The organism is Niveispirillum sp. CC-CTL257 (assembly GCF_059489915.1).
The window spans coordinates 984,112-1,008,575 of sequence record NZ_JCAJXE010000001.1 but is presented as its reverse complement, the minus strand read 5'-3'; the positions used below and the strand labels follow the sequence as shown (position 1 = coordinate 1,008,575).

At 63.6% G+C, this 24,464-nt stretch carries 20 protein-coding genes; 10 read left to right on the top strand and 10 right to left on the bottom strand.

The genetic code is table 11. From position 1 onward, the window contains the following. Positions 1 to 77 precede the first annotated feature (77 nt). Positions 78 to 1,862: a DEAD/DEAH box helicase gene (locus ABC729_RS04885; RefSeq protein ID WP_495606521.1), complete on the bottom strand. Its 1,785-nt coding sequence runs from the start codon at positions 1,860 to 1,862 to the stop codon at positions 78 to 80. A 462-nt stretch (positions 1,863 to 2,324) separates the two neighbouring features. On the opposite strand from ABC729_RS04885, the gene ABC729_RS04880 reads away from it, so the two are divergent. Together ABC729_RS04880 and ABC729_RS04875 are read left to right on the top strand one after the other, a co-directional pair. Then, positions 2,325 to 3,392 carry a hypothetical protein gene (locus tag ABC729_RS04880; RefSeq protein ID WP_495606520.1) on the top strand — a complete coding sequence of 356 codons (1,068 nt, stop codon included), beginning with the start codon at positions 2,325 to 2,327 and terminating at the stop codon, positions 3,390 to 3,392. A gap of 115 nt (positions 3,393 to 3,507) precedes the next feature. Then, positions 3,508 to 4,614, top strand: coding sequence for an energy transducer TonB (locus tag ABC729_RS04875; RefSeq protein WP_495606519.1), 1,107 nt, complete (start codon positions 3,508 to 3,510; stop codon positions 4,612 to 4,614). 16 nt (positions 4,615 to 4,630) lie between these two features. Here ABC729_RS04875 and ABC729_RS04870 read toward each other — a convergent pair whose 3' ends face one another. Continuing rightward, positions 4,631 to 7,114, bottom strand: coding sequence for a glycogen/starch/alpha-glucan phosphorylase (locus ABC729_RS04870; RefSeq protein WP_495606518.1), 2,484 nt, complete (start codon positions 7,112 to 7,114; stop codon positions 4,631 to 4,633). A gap of 212 nt (positions 7,115 to 7,326) precedes the next feature. Here ABC729_RS04870 and ABC729_RS04865 point away from each other — a divergent pair, with 212 nt between their 5' ends. After that, a complete protein-coding gene (locus tag ABC729_RS04865) occupies positions 7,327 to 8,853 on the top strand; it encodes an alkaline phosphatase D family protein (protein ID WP_495606517.1) in 1,527 nt (508 codons plus the stop codon). On the opposite strand, the gene ABC729_RS04860 is transcribed toward ABC729_RS04865, so the two are convergent. Next, positions 8,854 to 10,131, bottom strand: a complete 1,278-nt coding sequence (locus tag ABC729_RS04860; protein ID WP_495606516.1) for a methyltransferase domain-containing protein — start codon at positions 10,129 to 10,131, stop codon at positions 8,854 to 8,856. A 327-nt stretch (positions 10,132 to 10,458) separates the two neighbouring features. Between ABC729_RS04860 and ABC729_RS04855 the strand changes: the two genes are divergently transcribed. The 4 genes from ABC729_RS04855 to ABC729_RS04840 all read left to right on the top strand — a co-directional run bounded on the left by ABC729_RS04855 (position 10,459) and on the right by ABC729_RS04840 (position 13,980). Then, positions 10,459 to 11,127 carry a transglycosylase SLT domain-containing protein gene (locus tag ABC729_RS04855; RefSeq protein WP_495606515.1) on the top strand — a complete coding sequence of 223 codons (669 nt, stop codon included), beginning with the start codon at positions 10,459 to 10,461 and terminating at the stop codon, positions 11,125 to 11,127. Positions 11,128 to 11,284: 157 nt separating this feature from the next. Then, entirely contained in the window at positions 11,285 to 12,226 is a 942-nt protein-coding gene (locus tag ABC729_RS04850) for a DMT family transporter (protein WP_495606514.1), read from the top strand. Position 12,227: 1 nt separating this feature from the next. Then, positions 12,228 to 13,091, top strand: a complete 864-nt coding sequence (locus ABC729_RS04845) for a 23S rRNA (adenine(2030)-N(6))-methyltransferase RlmJ (protein WP_495606513.1) — start codon at positions 12,228 to 12,230, stop codon at positions 13,089 to 13,091. 157 nt (positions 13,092 to 13,248) lie between these two features. Beyond that, on the top strand, positions 13,249 to 13,980 hold the full coding sequence (locus tag ABC729_RS04840; protein WP_495606512.1) for a protein phosphatase CheZ: 732 nt from the start codon (positions 13,249 to 13,251) through the stop codon (positions 13,978 to 13,980). A gap of 25 nt (positions 13,981 to 14,005) precedes the next feature. On the opposite strand, the gene ABC729_RS04835 is transcribed toward ABC729_RS04840, so the two are convergent. Then, positions 14,006 to 14,407: a DUF1465 family protein gene (locus ABC729_RS04835; RefSeq protein WP_495606511.1), complete on the bottom strand. Its 402-nt coding sequence runs from the start codon at positions 14,405 to 14,407 to the stop codon at positions 14,006 to 14,008. 296 nt (positions 14,408 to 14,703) lie between these two features. On the opposite strand from ABC729_RS04835, the gene ABC729_RS04830 reads away from it, so the two are divergent. Beyond that, entirely contained in the window at positions 14,704 to 15,168 is a 465-nt protein-coding gene (locus ABC729_RS04830; protein WP_495606510.1) for an Hsp20 family protein, read from the top strand. 258 nt (positions 15,169 to 15,426) lie between these two features. Here the strand turns inward: ABC729_RS04830 and ABC729_RS04825 are convergent, their stop codons facing one another. Beyond that, positions 15,427 to 17,325, bottom strand: coding sequence for a propionyl-CoA synthetase (locus ABC729_RS04825; RefSeq protein WP_495606509.1), 1,899 nt, complete (start codon positions 17,323 to 17,325; stop codon positions 15,427 to 15,429). A gap of 217 nt (positions 17,326 to 17,542) precedes the next feature. On the opposite strand from ABC729_RS04825, the gene ABC729_RS04820 reads away from it, so the two are divergent. Then, complete coding sequence (locus ABC729_RS04820) at positions 17,543 to 17,893, top strand: hypothetical protein (RefSeq protein ID WP_495606508.1); 351 nt, start codon at positions 17,543 to 17,545, stop codon at positions 17,891 to 17,893. A gap of 4 nt (positions 17,894 to 17,897) precedes the next feature. Here the strand turns inward: ABC729_RS04820 and ABC729_RS04815 are convergent, their stop codons facing one another. From ABC729_RS04815 to ABC729_RS04795, 5 genes are all read right to left on the bottom strand, one after another. Next, the gene (locus ABC729_RS04815) at positions 17,898 to 19,223 is read right to left on the bottom strand and encodes a divergent polysaccharide deacetylase family protein (protein ID WP_495606507.1); all 1,326 of its coding nucleotides are present in this window, start codon (positions 19,221 to 19,223) and stop codon (positions 17,898 to 17,900) included. Positions 19,224 to 19,242: 19 nt separating this feature from the next. Then, a complete protein-coding gene (locus ABC729_RS04810) occupies positions 19,243 to 20,637 on the bottom strand; it encodes a S41 family peptidase (protein WP_495606506.1) in 1,395 nt (464 codons plus the stop codon). 2 nt (positions 20,638 to 20,639) lie between these two features. Further along, entirely contained in the window at positions 20,640 to 21,890 is a 1,251-nt protein-coding gene (locus ABC729_RS04805; protein WP_495606505.1) for a murein hydrolase activator EnvC family protein, read from the bottom strand. A 147-nt stretch (positions 21,891 to 22,037) separates the two neighbouring features. Next, positions 22,038 to 23,060 carry an alpha/beta fold hydrolase gene (locus ABC729_RS04800; protein WP_495606504.1) on the bottom strand — a complete coding sequence of 341 codons (1,023 nt, stop codon included), beginning with the start codon at positions 23,058 to 23,060 and terminating at the stop codon, positions 22,038 to 22,040. Positions 23,061 to 23,115: 55 nt separating this feature from the next. After that, on the bottom strand, positions 23,116 to 23,631 hold the full coding sequence (locus tag ABC729_RS04795) for a hypothetical protein (RefSeq protein ID WP_495606503.1): 516 nt from the start codon (positions 23,629 to 23,631) through the stop codon (positions 23,116 to 23,118). Between the two features lie 192 nt (positions 23,632 to 23,823). Here ABC729_RS04795 and phaR point away from each other — a divergent pair, with 192 nt between their 5' ends. Continuing rightward, a complete protein-coding gene (gene phaR / locus ABC729_RS04790) occupies positions 23,824 to 24,435 on the top strand; it encodes a polyhydroxyalkanoate synthesis repressor PhaR (protein ID WP_495606502.1) in 612 nt (203 codons plus the stop codon). Positions 24,436 to 24,464 lie beyond the last annotated feature (29 nt).

The following is a 24,464-nucleotide window of genomic DNA, read 5'->3' as shown; positions in this document are numbered from 1 at the left end:
ACGCCACCACCCATAGAAAAAGCCCCGGACAATTGTCCGGGGCTTTTCTCACTCACAAAGCAATGTCAGCCGAAAATTTACGCCTGACGGAACGGACGGCGCGTCGGTGCGGCACCGCCCTCGGCGCGGGCCTCAGTCTGGCGTTCACCACGGAATTCGCGGCGCTTTTCACCGCCCTGGCCGGCATCGCGGAAATCGGCGCGGCCTTCGCCGCCATGGCCGTGGGGACGGCCCTTGCCGGCGTGGGGCTTGTAGGGGTTGGCCTTATGCGGGTGGGGGCCACGGCCCTCACCGGCGACGGGGGTGGCGTCCGGGGACCAAGCGCGCTGGGGACGGTCGCCGCCCTGATGCTGGCCTTCGCCCTGGAAGTCGCGGCGTTCACGGCGCTCACCCTGGAAACCGCCCTCGCGACGTTCGCCCTGCCAGCCGCCCAGACGCTCGCTCTGCGAACGCTGCTCGCCGCCCTGGTAACCGCCGTCACGACGTTCGGCGCGGAAGCCGCCTTCACGGCGTTCGCCACCCTGGGCACCGCCGCCCTGGAAGCCCTCGCGGCGCTCGCCGCCCTGATAGCCACCCTCGCGGCGCTCACCGGCCCAGCCGCCTTCGCGGCGCTGGCCGCCGAAGCCGCCCTTGTTGCCATAGGGCTTGCCGGCCTGATTGCTGCGCGCACCGTAGGGCTTGGGGCCACCGGGACGGAACTTGCTACGCTCCGGCTCAGGCATCGGCTCCAGGCCCGGCAGGGTGCTTTGCACATGCGGCTGACCGGTATACTGCTCAATCGCGCGGACCAGATTGCGGTCATGGCGGGTAAACAGGCTGTAGGAGATGCCCGTGGCACCGGCGCGGCCGGTACGGCCGATACGGTGAACGTAATCTTCGGCCACGCGCGGCAGATCGAAATTGATGACGTGGGACAGGTCGGAAATGTCGATGCCGCGGGCGGCAACGTCGGTGGCGACCAGCACATTGATGCGGCCATCGCGCAGCCACTGCACCACGCGGTTACGCTCGCGCTGCTGCATGTCGCCATGCAGCGGCATGGCGCGGTGGCCCTGTTCGGACAGGCTGTCGGCCATCACGTCGCAATCGGCCTTGGTGGCCATGAAGATGATGCCCTTGCCGAAGGCTTCATCTTCCAGCAGGCGGCCCAGCAGCTTGTGCTTGTGGTCCAGCCCGTCGGCACGCAGCCAGCGCTGCTCGATGGAGGTATTGGTGACGGCCTTGCCGGCCACATCGACGCGGACCGGATCCTTGGTCAGGGCCGAGGCCAGCTTTTCGGCGGTACGGTCCAGCGTGGCGGTGAACAGCAGCGTCTGGCGGCCTTCGGGGCAGGCACCGGAAATCTGTTCCACGGCATCGCGGAAGCCCATGTCCAGCATGCGGTCGGCCTCGTCCAGGACCAGCATCTCAACGCAGGACAGATCGACCTTGCCATTTTCCAGATGGTCGATCAGGCGGCCCGGCGTGGCGACGATCAGGTCGGCGCGACGGCGCAGCATCTCGATCTGGGCGCGATAGGGCATGCCGCCCAGAACCGTACCGGTCTGGATGCGGCCAAACTTCGACAGCAGGCGGACCTGATCCAGCACCTGGCTGGCCAGTTCGCGCGTCGGGGTCAGAACCAGGACGCGGGGGCCCCAGGAACCGGCCTGACGCTCCGATGCAGCGATACGGGCCAGGGCGGGCAGCACGAAGGCCGCCGTCTTGCCGGTGCCGGTATTGGCAGACGCCACGACATCCTTGCCCTCCAGCGCGGCGGGAATGGCCTGCGCCTGGATCGGGGTCGGGTTGACATAGCCCAGTTCGGCAACAGCCTGCATCAGCGAGGCGGGAAGGGCGAGTTCTGAAAAGGTAATGGTCAAGGAACGAGCTTTCTTCGGACAAAGCCAAACGCTCCGCACCGCCGGCCCTACTTGGGGGTCGGACGCGGCTGGAGCGCAAGGGATGCCAAACGTCGGGATCATCCCGGCGCTGGCGGTTGCGCTTCGGAGCGGCTTCTGCTGGTTCGGAAAGCGAAGGGCGGCACCATCAAGGCGATGGGCAGCGACACGACCCGACTCTCATCATTCGGGGCATATCTTGATGGTGGCATGGTTGGCCACCGGGGGCCCCACAGCCACTCGGTTACGGGACGGACCATGCCGGAAACCATCCTGTTGCACCAGCGAAATCGCAGACACCCTCCGTCAAGGCTGGGCAGCGCGGGGCGCAGGGCGGATGCAAAGGGAGAAACATTGCACGAACCGAACTTTCCCCGCTTGAGCGGAGATGTAAAGCATCGTAAGTTACATTCAGCTTTTTACTTGACATTTCCAGGAGGTTGCATGTTTGCAACGAAATTGATCCCCGTCGCGGCATGCGCGCTATTGCTGGCCGGTCCAGTACAGGCGGCAACAAGCTGGCAGGAGGCCAACAAGGCTTCTGTGGCTTTGATGGTGGAGGGCAAGTTGCAGCCGGCCTTCGACTTGGCGTGGCAGGCCGCAGAACTGTATGAGAAGGCCCCCAACTACAAACCCAGCAATCATGAGCGGCTGCTGCTGAATGCCGCCGATATCTTCCTGCAGATCCAGAATCCGGCCAAGACACCCGACATGCTGCAAAAGGCGCTGACGGCCATTGGCCGGCACGTGCCCGACGGCGCGCCGGAAACCATCGCGCTCAATGAGCAGCTGGCAAAGTCCTACCTGGCCCTGGGCGACAAGGCCAAGGCCAAGATGATCTATGAGCGTGTGGCCACGCTTTATGAAAAGAACTATGGCGCCGACAGCGTGGGCAGCGTGAATGCGCAGCTGGAACTGGTCCGCACCGCCAAAGCCGCCCGCGACGCCGCCACGGCCCAGCGGTACCTGGACCGGATCGACGGTCTCACCAAGGGCCTGCCCGCCGATCACCCGATCCGTCTGCAGGTGGAGTTCGAGCAGGCCATGGGCGCCATTGATGCCGGCCGCGACAGCGCCGCCGGCGCGCAGCTGCGTTCCATCGTGAAGCAGGCCCGCGCATCAGAAAGTGTTGCCATGCGCAGCCTGGCCCGCGACGCCTACGGCATGTTGGCCTTCATCGCGCAGCGTCAGGGCGACCCGCAGACCGAGGACCGGATGGTTGAGGCCACGCGCGGCCTGCCCGCTCATGCCGGCGGTCCGCAGCCGCTGTTCCGTTCCATCCCGGAAAGCATTGAAACTGGCCTGACCGGTTCCGCCACCATGGAACTGCGCGTTTCCACGGCCGATGGCAAGGTGAAGGAAGTTCGCGTTCTGGAAAGCTCCGGCGATCCGAAATATGTGGCGGTGATGAGCAAGTCCATCCTGAACTGGCGGTTCCAGCCCACCGCCACGGAAGGGTCAGCGGGATCAATGGTCACAGTGCGGCAGAGCGTCAGCAACGCCGCCAGCTGACCCATCGGCACAGCATCATACGGTTGCATGTCGTTGCGATCGCGCAATCTCCCGCGTTGAATACAAGCCCCCGGAAAGATATCGTGCGATCCGCGATGTTTCTCCGGGGGTTTCCATGCGTGTTGCCGGTTTGGCTATCTGTGCCCTGCTGCTGTCATCCTTGCCGGCATCAGCCATGACATGGCAGGAGGCGAACAAGGCCTCCGTCGCCATGATGAATGAAGGCAAACTGACGGAGGCCTTCGATCTGGCTTGGCAGGCGGCAGAACTTTACGAACAATCCCCCACCTACAAACCAGCCAGCCATGAACGGTTGCTGTTGAACGCCATCGACATTTTCCTGCGCACGGGCAAGGATCGCGCCGCGCCCAGCACCATCCGCAAGGCCATCGTGGCGCTGAAACGCCATGTCGGGCCAGAGGATGGGACCCTGATCGCGGTTCATGAGCAGCTGTCGCTGGCCCTGATCAATGCCGGCGACTTCGAGGCGGCGCGTGACGCGCAGGATCAGGTTATTAATCTCTACGCTAAGAATTTCGGCGTGGAATCGGTTGGCCATGTCAACGCCCTGCTGACCCAGGCTCGGCAGTTGAAGGGCGCCATGGATATCGTCGACGTCCGCAAGTATCTGGACCGCGCCTCAACCGTGGCGCAGGCCGTGCCCGCCAACCATGTCGTCCGCCTGATGGTGGATTATGAACATGCCTTGCTGACCATGGAAAGCGGTCGCAAGGATGAGGCCGAGCCTATGTTCATCTCCATCGCCGACCGTGGCGAAGGCCAGGATGACGCGGCGGTGAAGGCGATCCTGCGCCCCACCTATGGCATGCTGGCCTACATCGCGTTTAAGCGCGGCGACCCTGCGGGCGAAGATAAATGGGTCGAAGCGACGCGCAGCCTTCCCGTGCCGCCGGGCGAGGTGAAGCCGCTGTTCCGGGAGGTGCCGGACACGCCGGACAACCGCATATCGGTGTCAGGTCAGGTTACCATAGAATTCATGGTGTCCACCGCCGACGGGCGGGTCAAGGAAACCAAGATTCTGCAAAAATCCGGCAATCCGCAATATGCCACATCGGTCGAAAAGGCTGTCCGGACATGGCGTTATCAGCCCACAGTGCCGGTGGGTGATCCGGGAGCCCTGATCCGGCAGGTGCAGACCTTCGGCTATCAGTACGAGAACGAAGAGGCGGAGATCGGTTCCCGGTTCAAGCGGCGGAACTGACGGGCAAGTCAGCGGCTCAGTCCGCCTCCCCGCCCACCGGCGACACGGGGGCCACGCCCCATATCTCGCGCGCATATTCCATGATGGTACGGTCGGAGGAGAACCAACCCATGCTGGCGGTATTCAGGATGGCCTTGGCCGTCCATTCCGCCTTGTCGCGATAGAGCGCGCGGGCGGCGGCGTGGGCGTTCCGGTAATCCTCGAAATCGGCGGTGACCAGGAAATGGTCACCATGCAGCAGCGCATCGACGATGGGGCGGAAGCGGCCCGGATCATCAGGGCTGAAGGCACCATTACCGATCATGTCGAGCGCGCGTTTCAGGTGCGGATTGGCTCCGACGACGGCGCGCGGATCGAAGCCCCCATTCTGCCGCAGGTCCTGCACCTCCTGCGCCGTCAGGCCGAAAATGAAGATATTGTCGGCCCCGACATGGTCGCGGATTTCAACGTTCGCCCCGTCCAGGGTGCCGATGGTCAGGGCACCGTTCAGCGCCAGCTTCATATTGCCGGTGCCCGACGCCTCCATCCCCGCCGTTGAAATCTGTTCCGAGAGGTCGGCGGCGGGCATGACGATTTCCGCTTGGCTGACATTGTAATTGGGCAGCATCACCAGTTTCAGCCGACCGCGCACCAGCGGGTCATTGTTCACCACCTTGGCAATGTCATTGGCCAGTTTGATGATCAGCTTGGCCTGATGATAGGCGGGTGCGGCCTTGCCGGCCAGAATCTTGGTGACAGGCGTGTGATCCCGTTTGGGATTGTCCCGGATCTCATTATAGAGCGCCACCGTCTGTAACAGGTTCAGCAGCTGACGCTTATATTCATGGATGCGCTTCACCTGCACGTCGAACAGGCTGTCGATATCGACATCGATGCGCAGGTGGCGGGCGATATAGGCGGCCAGACGTTTTTTGTTCTGACGTTTGGCGCGGCGGAACTCCTCCTGGAATACCTCGTCCCCTGCCCTGCCCTTCAGGACCGACAATTGTTCCAGATCGGTGATCCAGCCATCGCCAATACGACTGCTGATCAGACGGGACAAAGCCGGGTTGGCCTGATGCAGCCAGCGGCGGGGCGTGATGCCATTGGTCTTGTTGGTGATGCGGTCGGGGAACAGGCGGTGGTAATCGGCGAAGACCGTCTGCTTCATCAGGTCGGTATGCAGGGCCGAAACTCCGTTCACCTTGTGGCTGCCCAGGAAAGCCAGCCCTCCCATGCGCACCCGCCGTCCACCATTCTCGTCAATCAGTGACAACCGGCGGATCGTATCGATATCGCAACGAGACCAGACCCCCTCCAGGAACCTGGCATTGATGTCGTAGATGATCTGCATATGCCGGGGCAGCACATGTTCCATCATGCCCACCGGCCAGCTTTCCAGCGCTTCGGGCAACAGGGTATGGTTGGTATAACTGAAGGTGCGGCGGGTAATGTCCCAGGCCTTGTCCCACTCCAGCCCATGGATATCGATCAGGATACGCATCAGTTCGGCGATGCCGATGGCCGGATGCGTGTCATTCAGCTGAATGGCCGCCTTTTCCGGTAGTGCATCAAAATCCTTATGATGCTGCATATAGCGGCGCAGAATGTCCTGGATCGACGCACTGGTGAAGAAATATTCCTGCTTGAACCGCAGTTCGCGCCCCACCTCCGTCGCGTCATTGGGATAGAGCACGCGTGAAAGGTTTTCCGACAGGACCTTGCCTTCCACGGCCTTGAGATAATCGCCATCATTGAAATGGTGGAAGTTGAAATCGCTGGTAGCGCGGGCCGACCAAAGACGCAGAGTATTGATCGTTTCGCCACCGTAACCGACGATGGGCGTGTCGAAGGCCATGGCGTGGACGGTTTCGGTATCGACCCAGCGCCGCCGTTCCACCCCGGCCCCATCAATATAGGTTTCGACCCGGCCATGGAAATGGATGGGGTACAGCACCTCCGGCCGCGCAAATTCCCATGGGTTGCCGAACCGCAGCCAATTGTCAGGGAATTCGACCTGAAAGCCCTGATCAAAGCGCTGTTCGAACAGGCCATATTCATACCGGATACCATAGCCATAGGCCGGCAGATGCTGCGTTGCCATGCTGTCCAGGAAGCAGGCGGCCAGCCTGCCCAGCCCGCCATTGCCCAGGGCCGGATCGGGTTCCGCATCCAGCACCTCCTCCAGGCGCAGGCCCAGACGATCCACCGCCTCCCGGCAGACCTCCGTCAGGCCCAGATTGTCCAGGTTGTTGGACAGAAGCCGGCCGATCAGGAACTCCATGGAGAAATAATAGATGCGCTTGGCATCGGCGGCATAGACCCCGCGCGTCGTATCCATCCAGCGATCAACGACACGGTCGCGCACCGAAAGGGCGCCGGTGGTGAACCAGTCGCGGCGGGTCGCCGTCTTGGCGTCCTTACCCACCGAATAGACCAGCCATTCCAGGAATGAGCGCTTCAACGCATCGACATCTTCAGCCTTTCGGCCAATTTCACGCGAATGATAACGGGCATCCATGAGCAGGCGGACTTTCAACAGCGGCCAATGACAGAAAGATGTCACCATTCCGCCTTGCCGCCGACCGCTTGGCAATGGGAAAAAGCGGGGATGTCGACTTGGCCTGTGAGCCTTGTCAAACCGTTACAGGCTTGACCTTTCCCGCCCGCCACCGCATTTCGAGGATGATGAGTTCCCCGCCCCCTCCTTCACCCCGGCGTTCCCGACAGAAGATGGAACCGCCCGTCATTCTGATGGGGCCCCTGCTGCGCGCCCGCGGTGCCCAGGGGGCGACCGGGTCGGGGCAGCGCTGGCGCGTGTCGGCCTTGTTCCTGCTGGCCGGCGATGCGGAGCCGCCCGACCTGCGGGTAGAAGGCGTCACCCTGGCTGTACCCCCGCGCTTCCTGCATGAATGGAAGGACATGCCGCCCGTGGGTCCGGTGGGCGTGCCCTGCCCGCCCGGCACGCTACGCCTGTGGCGGTATGATTTCGCGGTGCCGCGCGGACTTCAGGATGGCCGCGCCTCCTATGGTTTCGCGGAGGAAGAGCGACGGTGGATGCTGTCCGTTCCTGGAACCGCCATTGCGCCGCGCATCAGCTTTGTCAGCTGTGGCGGCTGCGAGGATGAGGACAGTATCGAGGCGGCGGGGTTGCGACGCAACGCCCTGTGGGCACGCCTGCTGAGCCGGCATCGGGCCAGCCCCGTCCATCTGCTGCTGATGGGCGGCGATCAGGTCTATGCCGACGGATTGTGGGAACGGGTGCCGGCCCTGCGCAGCCTGTCGGTGGCCAAGCTGATGAAGCGGCTGGGCCTGTCCGCCGGCCCTGATCTGGCGGCACAGCTGGAAGCCTGGTATCTGGCGACATACCTGCATGCCTGGACTCAAGCCGAGCCGGCGGCCCTGCAAAGCGGCGTCGCGGCGCTGTGCATGTGGGACGACCATGACATTATTGACGGCTGGGGCTCTCACCCGCCGGAGCTGCTGGACAGCCCCGCCTATCAGGCAATCTATGGGGCGGCGCGCCGCGCCTTTCGCCTGTTTCAGATTGGCATGGGTGATGATGATCCCGCCGACACCCTGCTGGCCGATGGGCCGCCATCCTTCAGCCAGGCCGTGATGCTGAACGGTGTCGGCGTGCTGGCCCCCGACCTGCGCAGTGAGCGGACAGAGGACCGGGTGATGTCGCCCGGGACCTTGGCCGCCCTGCCGGAGTGGCTGGAACGGTTCGCGTCCTGCCGTCACCTGCTGCTGATGTCGTCGGTGCCGCTGATCTTCCCCAGTTTCGGGCTGGCGGAACGGTTCTTGAACCTGCTGCCGGGGCGGCAGGCCATGGAAGATGACCTGCGCGATCAATGGCGCAGCCCAGCGCACCGGGAGGAGTGGCTGCGTGTCCTGCGCATGATCGCCGATTTCGCGCGGCGCAGCGGCGTGCGCGTGACCATCCTGTCGGGGGAGGTGCATCTGGCGGCCCACGGCCTGCTGTCTGCACCCGGCCTGCGCATCCGGCAGCTGGTCAGTTCCGGCATCGTCCACCCACCGCCGGAGGGATTTGGCGTCAGCGTGATGGAACGGCTGGCCGGGCGGCGCGAAAGCCTGTTCGACCGGCTGACCCTGTCCATGGAACCAATGGACGCGGATGGCAACCGGCTGATGGCCAAGCGCAACTACCTGACCCTGACGGGCCTGGATAATGGCGACCTGCTGGCCGAATGGCATATTGAAGGGCGGGATGATCCCTGGACGGTCACCGTCGCCTGATCAGGCCTTGGTGACCAGCGCGATCCAGCCCGGAACCGGCTGTCCCCGGTCGATACGGGTGCTGTGATGGGTGAGGTGGGTCAAGGTCAGACCGGCAGCATCCACTGCATCCTTTATATGTGCCTGCCCATGCGCGAAGCGCCGACCCTCATGCAGCTGAAATCCCGGCCCGTCGCTGCGTTCACAGGTAAAGGCGAAACGACCGCCGGAAACCAGGGTCTTGGCAGCAGCCTCCATCACCGGCATCAGATCGCCCACATAGACCAGCACATCCGCCGCCAGGACCAGATCGAAAGCGTCGGGACGATCGGCCATGGACGCCACCAGTTCCCCCACCCACAGCGCATCATAGACATCCCGGCCACGCGCCTTGTCCACCATGCGCGGGGATAGGTCAAACCCGGCCAGATAGGCGGCCATGTCGCGAACCGCTACACCGGCCAGACCGGTGCCGCAGCCAGCGTCCAGCACGCGCAGGCCCGTCAGGTTGCCCTGGTCCAGCAGCAATTGCCGCAGGGCCTGCGGCGCGTCATAGCGCAGCTTGCCCACCAGTTCCCGGTCAAAGCGGTCGGCATAGGTATCGAACAGGGCGCGGACAAAGGCCGGCGGAAGGCTGGTCTGTGCCCCTGCCCCAGCCAAACCGGCCAGCAGGGGTGCAGCGCCAGCGGGGTCAGCCTCGTCCAGGTCCAGGGCTTCCTGCCAGGCCTTGGCCGCTTTCTCCGGTTCGCCCAGATGCAGCCAGGCCTTGCCCAGCGCCACCCAGCCCCAGGGCTGCGCCGGGTCAGCCGGATGCACCTGCCGCAGGGCGGCATCCAGCATCTCCACCGCACTCAACGCCTCATCCGCGTCGGTCAGAATGGCGGCTGTGGCCGTGGTGATCTCCAGATCGCCCTTGGCCAAGAACCGGGCCTCCCGCGCATGGTCAAGGGCGGCATCACGGTCACCCCGGTCCAGCAGCAGCCGCGCCATCCGCACCTGCCCCACCGCATCGTCAGGCCGGCGGGTCAGCAGGTCCCGGCATTGGGCCAGCGCCGCTTCGCCCTGCCCCGCAGCCATCAAAGCGGTTACAAGCGCGCGGCGCCACGGGATGTGGCCGGCATCGGCCGCCACGGCGCGGGACAGGGCGTCCGCTGCCGCCGTCGCCTGTCCTTCTTCCAACAGCAACTCACCCAACAGGCCCGCCGCCTCTGCCCCGTCATCGGCCCGCAGCACGGCGATGGCACCGGCGCGATCCTGGGCGTCCAGCAGGTCATAGGCACGGGCGATAGCGTCGGACATGGCGAATCCTGGGGCGGGCATGGAAATATGAAACCTGTTCAACCGCCCTATAGCATGTCCGTCGTTCCCTGACAGGCGGCTTGCAGGGGCGTTCCAGACCCTATTTTCTTTGATCTGTGACAAAGACGCATCAATCAGGACGATTCTTTGTTGACCCAATGCGCCAATTCTGGGATTGCTATGCGGCCGGTGCATGAAGCCGGTGACTTTGAGGGAGCGGCCGCCGCATTTGAGTAACGGTGGCCTGATTGCAGGGCCCGCAGGAAAGCGGGAAAAACCGACGGGGCAACCCGTCACGGATGACCGGAACCAGAGGGGACGATTGAGATGACGATGCGCCAATCCCGCGTTGCCACCCGCTCCCGCCCGGACTCCCGCCTGCTCCTCGCCTTTACCTTCCTGATCGGCCTGATGATACTGGCTATTCCGGCCCGCGCTGGTTGCCTGGACCACATTGTCGATGCGGAAAAGGAATTCAACATTCCCAAGGGTATCCTGATGGCCGTGTCGCTTGTGGAAAGCGGCGGCGGTGGCACACCCAGCCCGTTCATCATGAATGTGCGCGGTCGCGTCATGTTCCCGCGGACGGAGGCGGAGGCCGCCACCTATCTGCGCGACAATCAGGGCAACCTGCGCGGCAATGTCTATGCCGGCTGCATGCAGCTGTCGCTGGCCCATCACAAGCAGGCTTTCCGCCCGGTCGAGAAGATCGTGAACCCGGAAGCCAATGTCCGCTATGCCGCCAAGTATTTGGTCAGCCTGCGCCGCGAAACGGGCAGCTGGGCCGCCGCCGTTACCCGCTATAACGGGTCGACGGGCATCAAGGCGGCTGCGTATCAGTGCAAGGTCAAGAACCAGTTGGTCAGCCTGGGTGCGCAGGGCAGCGCCGATCTGATCAGCACCGCCGGCAAGTGCGATGTCAGCGATCCGCCCGCCGTTGGCCCGCGTACCCGTCGCGCCTTTGAAAAGCATGACGAGGCGACGCCCGTCGGCTGAACCCCTTCCTGCTGGGCGCATGGCGCCGACGGGATAATCTTTAAAATAAAATCAATGCCGTCGCCCATGTCAGCCATGTGAAGGCTCGGCTGGTTTCAGGTCATGGTTTGGCGCACCCATGATGTTCTGTCATCACGGTCGCTGAAACCGCCTGTCCATGCCGCGCCTTTCCACCTTGTCCCCTGTCGTCCGCGCCATCCTGGCGATGATTGCCGCTGTCGCCCTGTTCAGCGCCATGAATGCCAGTATCAAATGGCTGGGCGGACGCTATCCGGTCAGCCAGATCATTTTCTTCCGCGCCCTGTTCGCCATGGTGGTCCTGCTGCCGCTGATCTGGCGGGCGGGCGGGTTGACGTCGCTGCGCACAAAACGGCCCCTGGGACATCTGGCGCGCAGCATCATCGGCGTCATTTCCATGACCTGCGGCTTTACCGCCATCACCTATCTGCCGCTGGCCAATGCCTCGGCGCTGGCCTTCACCGCCCCTTTATGGACCACCACGCTGGGCGTGCTGGTTCTGGGCGAAAAGGTGCGGTGGCGGCGCACGCTGGCCCTGATCGTGGGCTTTTCCGGCGTGCTGATCATGGTGCGGCCCGACGCCACCCTGATCCATGGCATCATGACGGGCGGGACGCAGGCGGTCGGCAGTCTGTTTGGCCTCACCTCCTCCTTCCTGGCGGCCTGTGCCATGATTTCCGTGCGGCGGCTTTCCGCCACTGAACCCAGCACCAGCATCGTGTTCTATTTCATGGCCACGGGTATCATCGTGGCCGGCATCGCCATGTCGCGGGAATTCGTGGTGCCGACGCCTCAGGATGCCGCGATGCTGGCGCTGCTGGGCATTGTCGGCGGGTTGGCGCAGGTACTATTGACCACGGCCTATCGCGGGGCACCGGTGGCGGTGATCGCGCCGTTCGATTACACTGCCATGCTGTGGGCCACCGGCTATGGCTTCCTGATCTGGGGTGAGGTGCCGCACCCGGCGGTGGCGGTCGGGGCCTTGATCGTGATTGCCAGCGGCGTCTACATCACAGTCCGCGAAACCCGCCTGGGCGTGACCAATCCGGTCAAGGCGCAGACCATCACGAAGAACGCCTGAGATGAATTACCGCCATATCTTCCATGCCGGCAATGCCGCCGATGTCATGAAGCATGCCGTACTGGCCTGGCTGCTGGACCGCCTGCGGACCAAGGATACGCCTTTCTTCGTGCTGGACACCCATGCCGGCATCGGCCGCTATGACCTGGATGATCAGGCCGCCACCCGCACGGGGGAGGCGCTGCGCGGCATTCGCCGTGTATTGGCCGATGGCGGTGCCGATCAGTTGCCGGAAGCAGCAAAACCCTATCTCGATCTACTGACCCGGTTGAATGACGGTGTGGCCCCGATCCGCACCTATCCTGGTTCCCCCCTGATCACCCGCATGATGATGCGGGAACAGGACCGGCTGCTGCTGGCCGAACTCCATGCCGAGGATGTGCAGACACTGCGGACCTTGTTCCGGGGCGATACGCAGGTGGCGGTGCACCACATGGATGGCTGGCTGTCGCTGAAGGCGCACCTGCCGCCCAAGGAAAGACGCGGTCTGGTCGTTATCGACCCGCCATTCGAGGCACCGGACGAGTATGAGCGGATGGTGGCAGCCCTGGCGCTGGCCCATCGCCGCTGGGCCACGGGGCAATATCTGCTCTGGTACCCGGTGAAGGACCGGGCCGCTGTGTGGCGGTTCCACCAGATGCTGGAAGATACCGGCATCCCGAAGATGCTGGCGGCTGAACTTTGCTGGTCCGATGATGACCGGTCCGACCGGCTGAACGGGTCCGGCCTGATCCTGGTGAACCCGCCCTGGAAGACGGAAGAGAGCCTGTCCGACCTGCTGCCCGCCCTTGCAAAGGCGCTGGCGGCGGGCACCGGCCCGACCGGTTGCCGCTGGATCCGCGATGAAGGCGGAAAAACGGCGTGAGTGCCGGTTCACCATCTTCATCTTTTGGTCATTGATCCCGTCTTGCAGGCGCCCGCCGCATCGGTCACAGTGCAAAAGCAGTTACCGCACCCGATGGTATGAAGTCTTTTGGACAGGTCGGGTGACGGCGTTCTTGTGTGACGGGGGAGAAATGGGAATGGTGCAGACGCCGCGACGGCCCTTCATGGCGGAAATCCAGATGGCCAAGAAGGCACCAAACCGTGGCGGTGACGTGGCAGCCCTTGGCCCCACCCTTCCCCCGCCGCCGCCGGCCCCCGTCCATGTGGAAATGGACAATAGCGAGGTGATGGCGGCCATCGGCGCGCTGGGTGCCAAGCTGGACCGCTTCTTGACCGTCGATCATACCCAGATCGAAAAAATTCAGATCGAAATTTCCGATATCGCAGGCCGCATCAAGGCCACGAAGGTGGAGATGGCGGCCCTTCGCCATCCGTTGTCGAACCAGGACACGTTCATGGAGGCCAGCGAGCAGCTGTCCGCCGTGGTCCGCGCCACCGAAACCGCGACGAACAGTATCATCTCCGCCGCCGAGGAGATTGAGGATATTGTCAACGAAGTGCGGTCGCAGCTGCCCGAAGGCTACCAGAGCAGCCGCCTGAAGGACCTGAACGACGTCACGCTCCGCATCTTCGAAGCCTGTAACTTCCAGGATCTGACAGGCCAGCGCATCACCAAGGTGGTGCAGGCCCTGGCCTTCATCGAAGAACGTATCGACGGCATGATGTCGGTGTGGAACAGCAAGGAATTCGAGGCCCTGCCCCTGCCGCCCGATATTTCCAAGCATGACGATGGTCTGGCGCTGCACGGCCCGCAGGAAGGCAAGCCGGCCAGCATCTCCCAGGCGGATATCGACGCCCTGTTCGACTGACAGACGGGCGGCATCGCGCCGCCCGTCAGGCAACGGCGCGCCGGACCATTTCTTCCAGGCGCGTCGTGCGCATGTAAAGGCTGTGGCTACGCTCCAGCAGGGAACGCAGGGCCGATGGCAGCAGCAGATTGTCCGGCCCCGACGGGTCGGCACAGATGGCCCCGCCCGACAGCGCATAATCATCACCCACCGCCTGAGCCTGGGTCAGTTCCCCCGCATGCACGGCCTTCTGCGCCAACATCCAAGCCATGACCTGGGTCAGGCGGCTGGTCACCCGCATGCTTTCATAGGATACCTGAAGACGGACGGTGGGCGGCAGGCCGCGCTGATCCGCCGCCTCCTGGTAGGCGACATAATTCCGCGCCTCGACGAGAAGGGTCATGGTCTCGTCATAGGCGCGATTGAAGAAGGCTGTCGGTCCGTTCACCCGCTGCTCCTTCCCGGCCCACCGCCATTCGGCAGGCCCGTGTCGTTACATCAGTGTGGGGCCTTCCATCCCGGCTGACAATTGCGGCGAAAGTAGGTACCGGGCGTCCGCCTGTGCCTTTGCATCATGTGACCAATTTTTTTGGCTGACGCCCCTTGAAGGGGTGCTGGAGGTTTCTTAAGTCTTGCAGTGTGAGGACGGCGCCCTTGGAAGGGGCCGGAAACCTTCACAAAAACAAGGGGTTGGCCGATGTCGGGAACCCCGTATCTCAAACGTATCGCTCTTGGAGGATACCTATGCGTAGCTATGACCTGTCGCCGCTGTTCCGTTCCACCGTCGGCTTCGACCGTGTGACGCGCCTGCTGGAAAGCGCGCTGAATGGCGAGGATAACAGCCAGAACGCCTACCCCCCGTACAATATCGAAAAGCTGGGCGACGATAATTACCGCATCACCATGGCGGTCGCCGGTTTTGGCATGGGTGATCTGGAAATCACCGCACACCCCAACCTGCTGATCGTGCAGGGCAAGGCCAAGGAACAGCAGGGCGGCACCTTCCTGCATCGCGGTATCGCTGGCCGCGCTTTCGAACGACGCTTCCAGTTGGCCGACCATATCCGCGTCAACAATGCCGCCCTGGAAAACGGCCTGCTGCATATCGAGCTGGTGCGAGAGGTGCCGGAAGCCATGAAGCCCCGCACCATTCAGATCAACAATCTGACGCCGGTCGCCCTGCCAGCCACAGCGGCAGCAGCTGCGTAATGTCAGGTCTGTTGCCGGAAGATGCTGCAAAGGCACCTTCCCGGCGCTGACAGCAAGTGCCAAATAAAAAGAGGGCCGCTACGTTGGCGGCCCTCTATTTTTTACCCGTTTCCCTGAAGCCCCACCCGTTCAACTCTGCCGAACGAGCAAGAGGACCCTATGTGTGGGCGGCGGTCCGGTCAACGGGGCTTGTCGGCATGACAACGATAACCGTAAAGAAATCGTCATCATTGTTGCCGAATTAACGCACCCCTTGTCCTATCCTTTCGCATAGCCGGCGAATTTCAGCGCTTCGCCGATCTCCTCCAGAATGGCGGGGTCATCGATGGTGGCGGGCATCTTCCATGCCTCGCTGTCGGCGATCTTCTGCATGGTGCCGCGCAGGATCTTGCCCGACCGGGTCTTGGGCAGGCGCTCCACCACCAGGGCCTGTTTGAAGGCGGCGACGGGGCCGATCTCGTCCCGCACCTTCTTCACCACTTCCTTAATGATGTCGGCATGGGGCCGGTCCACACCGCGCTTCAATACGACAAACCCCAGCGGCAACTGGCCTTTCAGGTCGTCAGCCACGCCGATCACGGCGCATTCCGCCACGTCCGGGTGGCCCGACAGCACCTCTTCCATCGCCCCGGTCGACAGGCGGTGCCCCGCGACATTGATGATGTCGTCGGTGCGGGCCATGACATAGATGTATCCATCCTCGTCGATGAAACCGGCGTCGGACGTCTGGTAGTAACCGGGGAAGTCGGCCAGATAGCTTTTGAAGAAGCGGTCGCGGGCGTTCCAAAGCGTGGGCAGGGTGCCCGGCGGCAGGGGCAGTTTGGCCACGATGGCGCCGATGTCACCCCGCTTCACCTCTGTTCCGTCTGGGGCCAGCACACGGATATCCCATCCGGGCAGCGGGACAGCCGTGCTGCCATATTTCACCTTCATCAGGTCGATGCCCAGCGGATTGCCCGCGACTGGCCACCCGGTCTCCGTCTGCCACCAATGATCAATGACCGGCACCTTCAGGTGGGTTTCTGCCCAGTTCAACGTGTCGGGGTCTGAGCGTTCACCCGCCAGGAACAGGGCGCGCAGGCACGACATGTCGTACTGGCCCAGCAATTCGCCGTTCGGGTCCTCTCGCTTGATGGCGCGGAAGGCTGTAGGGGCTGTGAACTGCACCGACACCTTATGGTCGGAAATCACCCGCCAGAAGGCACCCGCATCCGGCGTGCCCACAGGTTTGCCCTCATAAACCAGGGTGGTGCAGCCATGCAGCAACGGGCCATAGACGATATAGCTGTGCCCCACGACCCAGCCGACATCGCTGGCAGCCCAGAATACTTCCCCTGGCTTGACGCCATAAAAATGCTCCATGGTCCATTTCAGGGCAACGGCATAGCCGCCGGTATCCCGCACCACCCCCTTGGGTTGTCCCGTCGTGCCGGAGGTGTAGAGCACATAGAGCGGGTCCGTTGCCTCCATGCTGACGCAGGCCGCCGGTTCCGCCACGGCGGCGGCCATGGCCCAATCGACATCGCGGCCGGGTACAAGGCCTGCTGCCGACTGCGGACGCTGGAAGATCACGCAATGGTCGGGCTTGTGGCTAGCCTGGTCGATGGCGGCATCCAGCATGGGTTTGTAGGGCAGGACCTTCGTCCCCTCGATCCCACAGGAGGCGGAAAGGATAGCCTTCGGCGTGACGTCATTGATGCGGGTCGCGAGTTCATGCGGGGCGAAGCCGCCGAATACTACGGAATGTACGGCCCCGATGCGGGCGCAGGCCAGCATGCCCATCACCGCCTCCGGGATCATGGGCATATAGATGATGACCCGGTCACCCTTCCCCACCCCCAGATCGCGCAGGACACCCGCAAAGCGCGCGACCTTGTCCAGCAACTGAGCGTAGGTCAGGGTCTGTTTCACGCCGGTGACGGGGCTGTCATAGATCAGGGCGGCTTGATCCGCCCGCCCGCCCGCCACATGCCGGTCCAGCGCGTTATGGCAGATATTCAGCCGTCCGCCGCGATACCAGCGATAGAAGGGCTTGTCGCTGTCATCCAGGATGGTGGTGGGAAAGGCATCCCAATCGATGGCCCGTGCGGCATCCGCCCAGAATCCCGCCGGGTCCGAAAGCGACTGCGCATGCATGGCCTGATAGCGACCGGTCATTTTGTAGCCTCCCCTTATTTTTCCGCTTGGGGTAGTAGCGCCAGGTAGTCTATTCCCATCCGCTTATGGATCGACCTGTACGATTGGGATAGAAAAGCCAGCGATCACCACGCCACATTCTGCGCCCAAAATCGCCGGAAGCCGTGTGTAAATTCATCCCCGACCTTGGTCTGCGACATTCGTGCCATTCATTGCCTGACCGGAAATATTCCCCCCGATGATCGTCGACAGCCGCCACATCATGTTTTCCCCGGAAGCCATCCGGGAGGCCGTGAAAACCTATCGCGAACTGTTTCCCACCAAGCAGCCGCCGGGTCTGCTGGGTCCCATCGTCATACGGGGTTCCGATCCGCTGGTGCTGGGCGTCAAGGTGCAGGCGATGGGGTCCACCACCTATCGCGAAGTGGAAATGGATGAGAATGAGATCGCCGCCATGCTGATCGTGTTCTGCCGCAAGATCAAAATCCCCCTGCCCCGCACCGCCAACAAATCGTTTGAGGTGGATGGGGAGAATATTGCCCTGGTCGTTTCCAAGGCGATGATGATGCAGCGGCCCGTGAGCGCTTGACGGATCAGCGGTCCGCCTGCCGGTTGACGATGGCTGTCACCGGGGCCAGGACAATACCCCTATCACGCAGACTGGCCGACCATGCCGATAGGCGTTCCATGCTGACCGGGTTGGTCACTTCAACAAAACCAACAGCAACGCCATTGGCCTGCGCCAACCGTTCCAGTTGCGCCAGCTGTGCGTCGATGCCGATACCGGACGGGATGCGGTCGATCTGCAAATCGCTAATGGCGCGGGGCAGAGACAGTTCCTTGGCGACCGATGCCGCCTTGCTGCCCGACACCTGCCACAGGTCGAGATAGACCAACCCCCGACGCTGCACCTGTAACAGCACGCCGCGCAGGCTTTCGCGCTGGGTCAGGAAATCGGTGCCGCTGTCGGTCTTCGACGTCACGCCGACATAGCCGGTGAAGGCGGCCAGACTGGCCTCCAGCCGCCGGGCATTCTCTTCATCCGACAGGTTGGACAGAAGCGTATTCGGGCCGGGATCGTTGGCGGGATATCCAAGGGGCTGCATCGGTACCGACAGCAGCACTTCGTGGCCTTTGCCGCGCGCTTCATCCACCTGCGCCTGCAAATTCTCACCCAGGGGGTTGAAGGCGAAGGTGACGGCGCCGGGCAGCCGGTCGATGGCCTCATGCGTGGCCGCCGCCACCTGACCCAGGCCCGTCACCACGATGGCGATGCGCGGGCGCTTGTCATCTTGTGGGAAGGGGCGCGCGTAATATTGCCAGGCGGTCGTACCATCCGCTGCCACCCGTGGCACCCGGCCCACCCGCAACCGTTCCAGCAACTGATCATTGCGCGACGGGGTCAGGGTCACTGGCACATCGACCGGGTCAAGCGGCGCATCTTCCGCCGGGGCCGCCACCGCCGCCATATCGGCAAAGCGCGGCGAGCCATCGGGCAGCAGCACGGGAACGGCCCGCCCCGGCCCCCGCGCGGCGCTCAACCGCTCCATCGTGTGCGGCGCTTCAATCGCCAGCCAGCCGGCGGTACCGGCCAGTACCAAGACCAGGGCCATGGCGGCAATTGCCGGCGGCGATGGTCTGGGCAGTCTTCGGGCGCTCTTGGGTGTGGCATCATCGCCATCGTCGGCAGGCCCGGCATCATCAGCCATGAAGGCCAGATCCAGGTCGTCACCCCCCTTGGCCTTCTTGCCCTTGCCGCCAAACGACCAGCGTTTACGGTCCTTCTTGGCGGCGCGGTCATGCGTCTTGGCCGGCTTGTCCCGTTTCGCCCCCAGACGGGAGGCCAATACGGCGGCACTTCCGCCATCCGCCGGGTCGGCTTCCTTCTTTTTCTTCCTGGCGAGCGGGAACAAGGCCACGGTTCAGATGCTTTGCGGGTTAATTGGTGTGCTTGGGCTGGTTGAACATTGACACCCCCCGCAGCAGATCGACGGCGCGCGCCAGCTGATAATCCACGGGCGCCGCGTCGGCGTTGTTATTGGCGGCAACGGGCGTGGCGGCGGGGTTCGGGGCGACAGCGGGTGCCGGCGGCTGCGCGGCTGCACCGGGGGCGGGAGCCGGGGCCGGGGCGGGCCTTGCCGCCCCCTGATCGGTGTTGCGTAAGGCGTTGGGCAGGTCGGCCTCACGCCGGCGTTGCCCAGCGGCGGCCAGTTCTTCAATCTTGGCGGGCTGAACCTCGATATCCGGGGTGATGCCCAGCTGCTGGATCGATTTGCCGGACGGTGTGTAATAGCGCGAGGTGGTCAGGCGCATGGCGCTCTGCTGCCCCTGCAACGGGATGATGGTCTGCACCGATCCCTTGCCGAAGCTCTGCGTGCCCATGACGATGGCCCGCTTGTGATCCTGCAGCGCGCCCGCGACAATTTCCGACGCCGATGCGGAACCGCCATTGATCAGCACCACGACGGGCAGGCCATCGGCTACATCACCGGGTTTGGCCGTATAACGGTCGCCCTCCTTGCCGCCGCGCCCGCGCGTGGAGACAATTTCCCGCCCCTTATCCAGGAACGTGTCGGAGACGGAAACGGCCTGATCCAGCAGACCGCCAGGATTGTTGCGCAGGTCCAGGACATAGCCGATCAGCTTCGTCCCCATCTGCTCCTTCAGCTTGGCCATGGCCTTGTCCAGGCCGGGCTGCGTCTGCTCATTGAAGCTGGAGATGCGGATATAGCCGACATTCTGTTCGGCGCGGAATCGCACCGATTGCACCTTGATGCTGGCGCGTGTCAGGTTCAGCTGGATCGGTTCCGCCATATTGACGCGGCGGATGGTGACCTTGATGTCACTGCCCACAGGGCCGCGCATCTTCTCAACCGCCTCGTTCAGGGACAGGCCGACAATCGGCTCCTCATTCAGGTGGGTAATGAAGTCACCGGGCTGCACACCGGCGCGGGCGGCGGGCGTGTCATCCATGGGGGAGATGACCTTGACGAAGCCATTCTCCGTTGTCACCTCAATCCCCAGGCCACCGAACTCGCCCCGGGTCTGCACCCGCATGTCGGCGAAATTCTTCTTGTTCAGGTAGGATGAGTGCGGGTCGAGTGAGGTCAGCATGCCGTCAATGGCCGCCTCGATCAGCTGCTCGTCTGTCACCTCTTCTACATATTCGGACCGGACGCGTTCGAACACGTCGGCGAAAAGGTCCAGCTGCTTGTAGGTTTCCGATTTCAGCGGCTCACGCGCCAGGGCATCCGCCCTCACGCTGACGGGGCCAAGGGGTAGTGTGAAGGCCAGCAGGGCCGCGATGGCGGCAGTGGAGAGGAGCTTGCTCATGTTCAACCTTGTCCTTTGCCGTCGGAGGCTGCAAGGCCGCGCGCGGGGTTGACCGGCTGACCACCGCGCCGCAGCTCATAATACAATGTCGGGTCCCCATCCCCCGACAGAAGTCCCACCGGCTCCCCGCCCAGCACGCGCTGTCCCACCTGGGCATCGATACGACCCAGACCAGACAGAAGTGAATGATATCCGTTGGAATGTTCAAGGATCAAGAGAAGCCCGTAACCCTTGAACGGTCCCGCGAACATCACCGCTCCGTCAGCCGGCGCCACCACAGGGCCACCGGCCCGGCCGCTATAGGTCAGGCCCCGGCTGGTGGCCCCCACATCGTCGGTCTGTCCGTATCGCCGGACCACCTTGCCGCTGACAGGTGCCACCATACCGCCCAGGATGCCGGCCGATTGTGGCTCCTGCGGGGCGCGTTTCAGGCCGGCCACCTTGTCGCGGGCGCGCTGCTCCCGGTCGGCCTCCAGCTTGGCCTGACGCTGGCGCTCGGCCTCGGCCTTGCGCGCGGCGGCGACCTTGCGCTCCGCCTCGATCTTCTCGATCAGCTCCTTCAGATCGCCGGCCTTGTCAGCCAGGGACGCCATTTCGGTCGCGAGCCGTGCCCGCTCGCTGTCGGTCGTCTTCGACAGTTCCTCACGCTTTGCCACCAGGGTCGCCAAATCCTTCTGACGCAGGGTCAGGCTTTCGGCGGCACGAGCGGCCTTGTCCTTCTGTTCGGCCAGTTGCCGGCGCAGATCGACCAGCCCCTGAAGTTCCTGGGCCAAGGCATCGGCACGGGTTTTCAGTTCCGGCACGGCAGAGCGCAGCAACAGCGCGCTCTTGACGGTGTCGCTGGGTGATTGCGGGGCGGCGATCATGGTGTCCGGCGGCAGGCGCGACAAGCGCTGCAACGCGCCCAGCAGATCGGCCAGGGCCGCGCGGTCGGCCTCGATTTTCTCCAGCCGGGCCTTCTCCTCCGACCCCAGATCGCCCAGCGCATTCTCCAGGCGGGCCAGTTCGTCCGCTTGGGTGCGCTGCTGGTCCGCCGCCTCAATGGCACGGGCACGCAGGTCGGCCAGGTCCTTTTCCAGCTGTTCTGCCCTGGCGTCCAGCTCTGCCTTGGCCTTGTCGGCCTCCTTCAGGTCGCGTTCCACCTGCTGCAACTGCTTAGTCGGATCGGGCTTCTTTTCCTGCGCGAGGACGGGTGCCACCAGCAGCGCCGGCAGCAGCAAAAGCAGGGGGACAGGGGCAGAACGCAGGGACAAGAAAGGTGATTCCCGAATCGGCACGAGATTTGAGATGAGGAAATTACAGCAACTGCTTGAATTTCATAGGTTGCATCATTCCCATCACCATCCGCAGGGCAGTGTAAGGGGAACTGACGGCGGCGTCGACGGGCGTTGATGGCTGTATCAATTTCCCCCCAGCAACCAGTCCCGCAACGGCGCCCAGACCTTAGCCTTGGCACCGCCGCTGACCACCATACCGATATGACCCAGGGAGGGCTGCCAGACGGTGGCACCGGGCAAGGCACCGCCTAAAGCTGCGGCGGAGGCGGGTGGCACGATACGGTCACGCGCCGGGACAATGACCAAAGAACGGCAGGTCAACGCCTGGGGACGGACCGGTGCATCGGCCACGCGCCAGTCGCCCCGCCCGGTCGTGTTCTCCCCGTACCAGCCCGTCAGGCATTCCCGCGCAATGGCCGCCGGCAGGGTGACCCCATCATTCAGCCAGTCCTCCAACGCCACGAAATCATCCGCTTCGTCGCTGGCCATGTCCAAGGTCGCGAACCGGCTGAACTTTTTATAGGCCAACAGCGGGTCCAGCGTGGCGAACAGGGTCTGTACCGCGTCCACCGGCAGTTCGCCCAACAGGCGCATGACGGGATCGAACGGATTGATCAGGGCTGCCGTGCGCTGTGCTGCCGCGGTATCATCGGCATGAAAATCCCAGGGCGTGGCCAATGCCACGTAACCCGATACCAGATCGGGCCGGCGCAGGGCCGCCCCCAGCGCCAACAGCCCCCCCATACAATATCCGACCAGCGTCACCGGGCCGCCGGCACGGGCGCAGGTGGCCTCCAGTGCGCGGATCAGACGGCCCGCCACCACGTCGGACAGGCTGTATCCCCGCTCCACGGCCCCCGGATACCCCCATTCCAACAGGAAAGGCCGGATGCCGCCCCCGCCCGCCGCACCGCCCCCCTGCCCGGCCAGCCAGCGCAGCAGGCTTTTGCGCCAGGACAGGTCCAGGATATAGCCGCGATTGACCAACGACGGCACGAACAGAACCGGCCTGCCCGTTCCCCCCACCTCCAGCAGGCGTGTGGCACCCTCGCGCCAGATGGTGGGGGCATCCTCAATATCGCGCTGATACGGGTGGTGGCGGTAACGCTCCAGTCCGGTCAGGAACCGGTCGAGTCGCCGCCGCATCTCCCTGTCCACCGCCATTGCAAAGGGCGCGAAAGCCTCCGTCGGCAGGGGTGCGTCAGGCGGATTTGCCGGCTGGCTTGCGCCGGGCGCGAGGTTTTGGCGCAGTTCCCACCGCAGGTTTTCCGCCGTCTGGCGAACCGTCGGGTGCCAATGCGGCCAGTTCGCGTTCAAGAGCGGCAATGCGGCCGGCGAGCTCAGCAACAGTGTCGTCCCCATCCCCAGATGCAGGCCCAGCGGCCTCGGCCCCTGGCGCATCGGCTTGGGCCCCGGTGGTTCTTCCGGCCTTTTCCTGGCGTTCGTCATGGGTTTCCGCCCCCTTCGCGGCGGCCGCCATGGGCCACAGCGATTTCATCATGTCCGCCCAGGGGTTCACGGCATTGGCCGATCCCAGGGTCTGTTCCAACATGCCATTGATCGTCAACGCCGTTTGTCCGAAAGCCGTCATGGTCCGCGCCATACTGTCGGCCACCGTCGGATCGGCACAGACGGCAGCCCACTGATCCTGCCACAGGTCCAGATAGCGCCGGGCCAGGTCCTCCATCGCGGGCGGTTCGTCGCGTTCGCTCACCATCGCATTCCCGTCTAAGGGTACGGGGCCGGACTGGTCCCCGCCTGCCGTTCAGCATAGATCATACCGGCATGGCCGCAGAACAATAGTTACGCTTTCAACGTTCGGCATTGCGGAAGGCTTGCGCTGCGACCGCGTAATGACGTACTCCTTGATATAACGGTTCGCAGCATTGTCCGGGGGAAGCGACGCCAAATGGCTGAAAAAGAAGACACCAAGCCCGCACCGGTCACCATCAAGAAGTACGCCAACCGCCGGCTGTACAACACGGCGACCAGCAGCTATGTGACCTTGGACCACCTTTGCCAGATGGTGAAGGACGGGACCGATTTCGTGGTCTATGACGCCAAGACCGGTGACGATATCACCCGCTCTGTCCTGACGCAGATCATCGTGGAAGAGGAGTCGAAGGGTCAGAATCTGCTGCCCATCCCGTTCCTGCGCCAGCTGATCAGCTTTTACGGCGACAATATGCAGTGGCTGGTGCCGCGCTACCTGGAACACTCAATGAAGTCGTTCACGGGTAACCAGGACAAGATGAAGGATTATTTCCAGAACACGTTCGGGGGCATGTTCCCCTTCGGCGGGTTCGAGGAGATGAGCAAGCAGAACATCGCCCTGTTCGAACGCGCCATGCGCATGTTCAGCCCGTTCAATCCCGAAGGTGCCGCTGGCGTTACGACGGACCCGGCCCCGTCCGCCACGCCGGAGGCCAAGCCGAAGGCCGAGGACAAGTTCTCCGAGCTGCAAAAGCGGCTGGACGAGCTGCAGACCCAGATGGAAAGCCTGACCAAGCGCAAGGATTGAGGTCGGCCTTTCTCAGATGAAGATAAAAA